Source organism: Nocardiopsis ganjiahuensis DSM 45031, from assembly GCF_000341085.1.
Taxonomy (GTDB): Bacteria; Actinomycetota; Actinomycetes; order Streptosporangiales; family Streptosporangiaceae; genus Nocardiopsis; species Nocardiopsis ganjiahuensis.
Window position 1 is genome coordinate 444201 of sequence record NZ_ANBA01000011.1, and the last position, 8097, is coordinate 452297.

The 8097-nt window shown below is 71.5% G+C and carries 8 protein-coding genes; 3 read left to right on the forward strand and 5 right to left on the reverse strand.

Features of this window, described 5'->3' with window-relative positions; all coding sequences use genetic code 11:
• Window positions 1–159: 159 nt before the first annotated feature.
• The 5 genes from D458_RS0117140 to D458_RS0117160 form a co-directional block, all read right to left on the reverse strand.
• A complete protein-coding gene (locus tag D458_RS0117140) occupies window positions 160–954 on the reverse strand; it encodes a hypothetical protein (protein WP_026119400.1) in 795 nt (264 codons plus the stop codon).
• Window positions 955–1172: 218 nt separating this feature from the next.
• The gene (locus D458_RS0117145) at window positions 1173–1862 is read right to left on the reverse strand and encodes a GntR family transcriptional regulator (protein ID WP_026119401.1); all 690 of its coding nucleotides are present in this window, start codon (window positions 1860–1862) and stop codon (window positions 1173–1175) included.
• A gap of 84 nt (window positions 1863–1946) precedes the next feature.
• Window positions 1947–2696: a maleate cis-trans isomerase family protein gene (locus tag D458_RS0117150; RefSeq protein WP_017587984.1), complete on the reverse strand. Its 750-nt coding sequence runs from the start codon at window positions 2694–2696 to the stop codon at window positions 1947–1949.
• Between the two features lie 38 nt (window positions 2697–2734).
• Complete coding sequence (locus D458_RS0117155; protein ID WP_017587985.1) at window positions 2735–3583, reverse strand: maleate cis-trans isomerase family protein; 849 nt, start codon at window positions 3581–3583, stop codon at window positions 2735–2737.
• 106 nt (window positions 3584–3689) lie between these two features.
• Window positions 3690–4172 (reverse strand): DUF3830 family protein, encoded by a 483-nt coding sequence (locus D458_RS0117160; RefSeq protein WP_017587986.1) that lies wholly within the window; start codon window positions 4170–4172, stop codon window positions 3690–3692.
• Between the two features lie 346 nt (window positions 4173–4518).
• Here D458_RS0117160 and D458_RS0117165 point away from each other — a divergent pair, with 346 nt between their 5' ends.
• The 3 genes from D458_RS0117165 (at window position 4519) to D458_RS0117175 (ending at window position 8077) form a co-directional block, all read left to right on the forward strand.
• Window positions 4519–5550 (forward strand): D-2-hydroxyacid dehydrogenase, encoded by a 1032-nt coding sequence (locus D458_RS0117165; RefSeq protein WP_017587987.1) that lies wholly within the window; start codon window positions 4519–4521, stop codon window positions 5548–5550.
• Window positions 5551–5576: 26 nt separating this feature from the next.
• Window positions 5577–7106: an amidase gene (locus tag D458_RS0117170; protein WP_017587988.1), complete on the forward strand. Its 1530-nt coding sequence runs from the start codon at window positions 5577–5579 to the stop codon at window positions 7104–7106.
• A 299-nt stretch (window positions 7107–7405) separates the two neighbouring features.
• The gene (locus tag D458_RS0117175) at window positions 7406–8077 is read left to right on the forward strand and encodes a response regulator (RefSeq protein WP_017587989.1); all 672 of its coding nucleotides are present in this window, start codon (window positions 7406–7408) and stop codon (window positions 8075–8077) included.
• Window positions 8078–8097 lie beyond the last annotated feature (20 nt).

The window sequence follows — 8097 nt, forward strand, 5'->3', positions numbered from 1 at the left end:
GCTGTCGACAAGTACGCCTGCTGGGCAGGCCTTGGAGAGCGGGACTCACGACAGTCCCCAGAGCTTCCTGGCGGTCACTCGCACGCAGGCGAGGAGGCCGGGGCTGGGCGGGTCGGGCGTGGGCCGGACGTCGCGGCGTGGCGACAGGGAGAGGACCCGTTAGTCGGGTGCGAAGGTCGGCTCGTCCGCGGCGGCGCTGGGGACCGCGTGCAGGAAGTGCCGTGCGGCCTGGTCGAGGCCGGGCGTCGGCGCGGGAATGCCGACGCGGGAGGGGAAGTTCGCGCAGGCGGGGCCAGTGGCCGTACCGATGTGCGCGGAAGCGGTGGGATCGGCCGGGACGGTCGCCGACGGGGGCGCGTCCTCGGTCGCGGGCGCGGTGGCCCCGGTGTCTGTGCCACCGGGTTCGGGGAGGCCGTCCAGCACGTACGGAGTCTCGTGGACGCGCTCGGCGGTGCCGGCCTCCGGTTCGGTTTCCTCGGCCGGATCGGCGGCCGGCTGAGGACTCCGCCCCTGCCCGGTCCCGGTCTCCGTGTCCTGCCCGGCGTCGGCCGGAGCAGCGGGGGCGGCGGTGCCCTCGATGTGCCCGCCGACCTCGGCGGCGGTCCCTTCAAGGGTGGTGTCGAAGGCCTCGTGCACCGGTTCCACGGTCTCGGTGACCGGTTCCAGTACCGTTTCGGCCTTCTCCGTCGCCCGCGGGGCCACAGCCTCGGCGCCCTCGTGCGGGGCTTCGGTGAGCGCGCCGTCGACCCGGCCGGTGGTCTCCACCAGTCCGGTGTCACCGGCCGGGGCAAGGCCCTCGGACTCCGCGGCCTGCGCTGAGGAGGCTCCGAGGATCCAGAGGGCCGCCAGGGCCCCGCACAGCAGGCCGAGCAGAACCAGGGTGCGCCGGACCGGGAGTGAGAGCACCACGAGACGCGCGCCGAAGGCGTTCGCGAAGCCGTGGAGTGCAGTCACCGGAGGTCCTTGGCAGGGGCTGTCAGGGGTTCGTGCGGCCGGATCCGAAATGGCTTTTCCATACCGCCGAAAAGGACGCTAGCACGGAATACCCATCCGCACGCAACCCGTACGACGCAATTTCCCGCAGCGAATTGACCGACCGTCCTTTCGGTTTCGGGAGGCCGTCCGGTACCCGGCACCGGAAATGGCCACGGCAGCCCTTGCCGTGACGGCTCTCAGGCCTCGGGATCGAGCTCAGGCGCCGGGGTCCCGGTGCCGAGCCGGGCGACGGTGTCGAGCATGTGCGACTCGATCAGCTCGGCCAGGCGGTCCTCGGCGCCCTCCACGATCGCGTCCAGGATGCGCCGGTGCTCGTCCAGGAGCTCCTGGGGTTCGGGGTAGACGTCCTGCATCACGGTCAGGCACATGCGGGTCTCCACCAGCAGTGTCTGGGCCATGCGCTCCAGCCGCGAGTTGCCCGAGCAGCTGACCAGGGTCCGGTGGAACTCCTGGTCGGCGTCGCTCATCGCGGTCCGGTCGCCGCTGGCCGCGGCCTCGGCCAGCCGGTCCACCGCGGGGGTGAGGCGGGCCAGGGCCTCGCCGCGGTTGCCGCGCATGACCAGCTCGCAGGCGGTCCGCTCCACCGCGAGGCGGGCCACGTAGACGTCCCGGACGTCGTCGGGGGTCAGCTCGCGCACGAACAGGCCCCTGTGCCGTTCGCTGCGGAGCAGCCCTTCCTGGACCAGGCGCTGCATGGCCTCGCGGAGCGGTCCCCTGCTCACACCCAGCTGCCCCGCCAGCTCGGCCTCGCCGAGCTGGTCCCCCGGGGCGAGGGAGCCGTACATGATCGCCGCTCTCAGCTGATCGGCGATCAGCTCGGCGGTGGACCGCCGAGGAACGGGTCTGAGCTGGCCAGGGGCTGACATGGGGTTCCCTTCGGGACGGAGGCGTGCAGGGCGATCAGGGTGACGGGGCAACGGTGACGAACCGGACGCGGGCAGGCCCTGAGGTTAACCGGCGGCGAACACACTCCTGACCACGGAGGAGCCGGAACGGAACAGGGTTCCGGGGCCGGGCCGGGCCTCGTGCCGGCCGGTGAGCCGGATCCCCTCCCAGACGCTCACCTGGTTGGCGGTGAGCACGGTCTTGCCCAGCAGAGCCTCCATCGGTTCGATGAGGTCGGCGCTGTGCAGGGCGGTGTCGGGGACGAGGACCGCCTCGGCCCTGGGGTGGTCGTTGGAGATGACGAAGTCGAGCGCGTCGTCGGGGTCGAGGTGGCCCACCTCGGCGGCCGTGGCGATGCCGTGGCTGGCCATGGACACCACGGAGACCCCCGCCTCGGTGAGGAACTCCACGAAGCGCTGGGCGACGTCGTCCGGGTAGGTCGCGGCGATCGCGACCCGGGTCAGGCGGAGCTGGCTCAGGGCGTGCACGAAGGCGAAGGACGTGCTGGAGCTCGGCACTCCGGTCACGTCCCGGACCCCCTGGACCTGGCGCCGGGCGCCCTCCCAGCCGTACACGAAGCTCCCGCTCGTGCAGGCCCACACCGCGGAGTCGACCTCCATGGCGTTGAGCTCCTGTGCGCCCTTGGCGAGCACCCCCTCGCTGCCGACGTCCAGAAGGGCGTCCACACGGTGGGCGTCCTCGCGCATGAGCGTGTGCACCACGGGCAGTTCGATCCCCCCGCCGAGTATTCCGGCGAAGGTCTTGTAGTCGTCCTCGGCGCTGTGGCCGGGGTACAGGATTCCGACACGGGTCATGGTTCTCCTCGAGGCGTGGGCGCCCTCCCGGGCGGTGGTCACGCGGCGCTGGGCGCCGCCACGTCGATCAGCCGCTGCCCGTGGGCCACGGCCCGGCGGTCGGCGGCCCGCAGCAGGTCCCACATGGTGACCTGGTTGGCCGCTATCACCGGTTTGCCCAGTTCTCGTTCCAGGGGCGCGATGATGTCGTAGGTGAGGACGTTGGTGCAGCTGATGTAGACGGCCTGCGCGTCCGGGCGGTCCACCTCGTGCACCGCCTGGGCCACCTCGGCGTAGGTGACCTTCCAGATGTGGCTGAGCAGGCCGAGGCCGACGCTGGAGGTGACCCCCACGCGGTGTTCGGCGAGGTAGCCGAGCAGGCGGTCGGTGACGCTGTCCACGTACGGCGTGACCACCGCGATCCGGTCCACGTCCAGGGTCTCCAGGGCGCGGATCAGCGCGCCCGAGGTGGTGACGGCGGCCGGTGCGCCCGCGGCCAGCATGGTCCGGTGGAGTTCGCGCTCCCCCTTCGCGCCGTGGACGAAGCTGCCCGAGGCGCAGGCGTAGCCGACCGCGAGGGGTTCGGGCGCCAGGAGCGCGCGGACCGCCCTGGTCACGCCCTTGCCCTTGCTGAGCGCGGCGGCCTGGTCGACCGTCACCGGAACGCGCACGTACGGCAGGCGGGTGACGTGCAGCGAGATGTCGTCGGGGGCCCAGCGCCACAGTTCACGGTCGAGCGCGAAGTCGTAGGGCGCGATCACGCCGATCCCCGCCTGCCACGGGGTCAGTGTGGCCGCCGACAGCTCGACGACCCCCTGCGCGGCGGGCTGCTCGGGTACTGGCGCGTTCACCGCGGAGCGCGCGGGTTCCGTGTCGTCGTGGGCCGTTCGGTTTCTCTCGGTCCGCATCGGTCACTCACCTCCCAGGGCTGTTCACAGTGCTGTGCTGGCGTGTTCTGTTCTTGCGGGTCGGCCGGCGCTTCCGTCGGCCCGTCCCCCGGTCCCGGCGGCCCGGTCAGCGGTCGAGCCGCTCGTAGAGGAGGCGCTCGCCGACGCTGCCGGAGCGCCAGACGTCGTTGCAGGCCTCGGCCATGGCGGGGAGGTTCTCCACGACGGTCGCGAACACGTTGCCGGGGACCCAGCCCACGTCGCCGTTGAGCAGGAGGTTGTTGCGGCCGTAGAAGAGGGCGAGGTCGATGACGCCGGGCAGGTGGCCGATGCCCTTGTCCTCCTTGAAGGTGCGGTCGAGCATGCCCTCGTCGAAGGAGAAGTAGACGATGTCGCCGGGGATCGGGGTGACGGTGGGGTTCTCCTGGCCCGGTTCGGGGTCGGCGAACCTCGGGACCATCGTGTAGACCTCGTTGCGCGCGTACTTGGCGTGTTGGACGGCGTCGCCCTGCGGGAGGGCGTTCCACACCGCCTCGCAGGTGCGCGGCGCGTCCTTGTCGAGCAGTTCGGCCACGCAGGAGACCCCGCGCTGGGCGAGTGTGACGGTCATGTACCTGGGCAAGTGCCTTCCCTTCAAGTGCTGTCCTTCGACGGAGTACTTCGGGAGTTGTCGGCCACCAGGGTCACGGGACTGTTGATTGTCGACAATCTTACGATCAACCTGCCGGGGGCGGCAATAGACCCCGGGACGTGTGGGTATCCCGCCAACGTCGGCGGGGGCGAGTGATGCCCTTTAGAGCACCATAGGCCCGAAACAGCCGCTTTGTGGATTGTTGACAATCCTCAGGCGGCTCCCTAGCGTTTCCCGTGCAGGGCGGATCCACCCCTCCCGACGGCAGGATGAACAAGGTCGGAGCGCCGAGCTCCGAGCACCGCCGCAACCGGAAAGCACGCCCGTGAACAGTTCCACCTCCACCCCGTCCGCACCCGAACGCCCGCGCCTCGTCGTCCTCCGGGGCGACGACCTCCCGCCGGGCCACGAGCGCATCGACGACCACCCCGGACTCGGGGAGGTCGTCTACGCCACCGCCGACGAACTGGCCGCGAAGCTTCCCGGCGCGGACGCGCTGCTCGTGTGGGACCTGTTCACCGAGGCGCTGTCCGCCGCCTGGCCCAAGGCCGACTCCCTGCGGTGGGTGCACGCGGCCACCACCGGGGTGGACAACCTGATGTTCCCCGGACTGGTGGAGAGCGACGTCGCCGTCACCAACTCGCGGGGGGTGTTCGACGAGCACATCGCCGAGTACGTCCTGGGTCTGGTCATCTCGTTCGCCAAGGACTTCCACCGCACCTGGGGGTACCAGAACGAACGGCTGTGGAAGCACCGTGAGACCGAACGCGTGGCCGGCAGGCGCGCCCTCGTCGTCGGCACCGGGCCCATCGGCCGCGCGATCGCCCGCAAGCTGCAGGCCGTGGGCATGGAGGTCCGCGCTTCGGGCAGCCACGCCCGGGACGGCGACCCCGACTTCGGCTCCGTCGCGGAGTCCAGCCTGGCCGAGCGGGCCGACGGCGGCGGACGCACCCTGCACGGCGAACTCCCCGAGGCCGACTACGTGGTCGTCGCCGCCCCACTCACCGAGAGCACCCGGGGTCTGGTCGACCGGCGCTTCCTCGACCTGATGAAACCCACCGCGCGGCTGATCAACGTGGCCCGCGGCCCCATCGTCGTCCAGTCCGACCTGGTCGCCGCCCTGGACCGGGACGCGATCGCCGGCGCGGCACTGGACGTCTTCGAACGGGAACCGCTCAAGGCCGTCAGCCCGCTGTGGGGCCTGCCCGGGTCCCTCGTCTCGCCGCACATGTCCGGTGACGTGATCGGTTGGCGCGAGGACCTGCTGGAGCTGTTCCTGGACAACCTCGCCCGCTACCTGGACGGGCGGGAACTGCGCAATGTCGTGGACAAGAGCCGGGGCTACGTACCCGGCTGACCCCTCGCGTGACTTGGGAGGCTGAAGTGACGATCCGTTCCGACCGGGCCGAAACCGACAACGCTGGTGCGGCCGTCGGTACGGCCGAAGGCTCCACCGGGGCCGACGAGGGCGCCGCACCCGGCGTCCCGTCGGCGCGTCAGGGGAAACCCGTGACACCGGCCGACCTGTCCGCCGAACAACTCCTGCACGCCTACTCCACCGGGGAGCTCTCCCCGGTGGAGGCGGTGGACTCGGTGCTCGAACGCATCGAGCAGGACAACCCCGCCCTGAACGCCTTCTGCCTGGTGCGCCCCGAGGAGGCGCGCGCCGCGGCCCGCGCCTCCGCCGAGCGGTGGCGGCGCGGTGAGCCCGAGGGGCGGCTCGACGGGGTGCCCGCCTCCGTCAAGGACATCCACCTGACGAAGGGGTGGCCCACCCTCAAGGGGTCGGTGACCTCCTCGCAGGAGGGCCCGTGGGACGAGGACTCACCGGTGGTGGCCCGGATGCGCGAGCACGGGGCGGTGTTCGTCGGCAAGACCACCACCCCCGAGCTGGCGTGGAAGGGCGTCACCGACAACCCGCTCACCGGGGTCACGCGCAACCCGTGGGACCTGTCCACCACCCCCGGCGGCTCCAGCGGGGGCTCGGCGGCGGCGGTGGCGGCCGGGATGGGTCCGCTGTCCACCGGGACCGACGGGGGCGGGTCCATCCGCATCCCGGCGAGCTTCAGCGGGATCTGCGGGATCAAACCCACCTGGGGCCTGGTCCCGCACTACCCCGCGAGCCCGTTCGGGTCGCTGGCGCACACCGGGCCGATGACCCGGACCGTGGGCGACATGGCGCTGATGCTGGACGTGATCTCCGGGTTCGACTCCCGGGACTGGATGGCGATGCCGACCCCGGGCCCCGGCCTGGCCGGGGCGGGCCGCGGCACCGACCCCGAGGAGCTGGTCCGGGGGCTGCGGATCGCCTACAGCCCCACGCTGGGCGGGCTGGACGTGGACCCGGAGGTGGCCCGCTCGGTCGCCGACGCGGTGCGCGTGTTCGAGTCGCTGGGCGCCACGGTGGAGGAGGCCGACCCGGGGCTGCCGGAGTCCGCGGACGAGTTCCACGTGCTCTGGTACTCGGGCGCGGCCAAGGCCACCGAGAAGCTCACCGAGCGCGACCGGGACCTCCAGGATCCGGGGCTGCGGGAGATCATCGCGGAGGGCCTCACCTACTCGGCGCAGGACTACCTGACCGCGATGGCGCTGCGGATGGCGATGGGTGCCCGGATGGGCCGCTTCCACGAGACCTACGACCTGCTGCTGACCCCGACCATGCCGATCGTGGCCTTCGAGGCCGGCCTGGAGTCACCTCCGGAGCTGGCCGGGCGGCGGTGGACGTCCTGGGCCGGGTTCAGCTATCCGTTCAACATGACCCAGCAGCCCGCCGCCAGCGTGCCGTGCGGGTTCAGCGGGTCGGGGCTGCCGATCGGCCTCCAGGTGGTGGGCCCCCGCCACTCCGACGAACGCGTGCTCCGGGCCTGCCGTGCCTTCGAGCTCGCCCGTCCCTGGGCTTCGCGGCGCCCGTGAACCCTTCGCGGGAGCCGTGGAACCTCCGCGTCGGCGGGTGAGCGACCTGTCGACAAAGAGGGTGACCGCCCTGTCGACAAAGAAACTGTGTGACGGGATGGTGACGATGCGGCGACAGTAGTCACATCCACACCAGCCGTGATCAGGCACTATGCTCCCCGGGCAAGATTTTTGTCCGATTCCAGGACCTTTGCCCGGGGAGTTCGGTGCCTTAAGGCCCCCGCTGCACCCCGCGTAGGTATTAACGTCTTCATCGGAGTGGTGTCACGTGCGTGCGGACGCGGGATGAGGGAGGTCCGATGACTGGCGGTGGAGCCGAGGGTGCTCGGAAGCAGATCAGGGTCTTCCTCGTCGACGACCACGAGGTCGTCCGGCGCGGTGTGGCCGCGCTGCTGGAGACCGAGGACGACATGACGGTCGTGGGCGAGGCCGGGACCGCCGAACAGGCGCTGTCGCGGATCCCCGTCGTCCTGCCCGACGTCGCCGTGCTCGACGTGCGGCTGCCCGGCGGCTCCGGTGTCCAGGTGTGCCGGGAGATCCGCTCCGACCACCCCGGGATCGCCTGCCTGATGCTCACCTCCTTCGCCGACGAGGACGCCCTCTACGACGCCGTCATGGCCGGGGCCGCCGGGTACGTGCTCAAGCAGATCCACGGCGCCGACCTGGTCGGCGCGGTGCGCACGGTCGCCGCGGGAGGTTCCCTGCTGGACTCGGGGAGCACCGGGGCGATGCTGGAGCGGCTGCGCGGCGCCCAGGCCGAACCGGACCCGCTGGCCGAGCTGACCCCGCAGGAGCGGCAGATCCTCGACCTCATCGGCGAGGGCATGACCAACCGGCAGATCGGCGAGCGGCTCTACCTGGCCGAGAAGACCGTGAAGAACTACGTGTCGGCGCTGCTGGCCAAACTGGACCTCAAGCGCCGCACCCAGGCCGCGGTCCTGGTCGCCGAGCTCCGCGGCCGCCGCTACTAGCCCCCCCCCCCCCCCCCCCG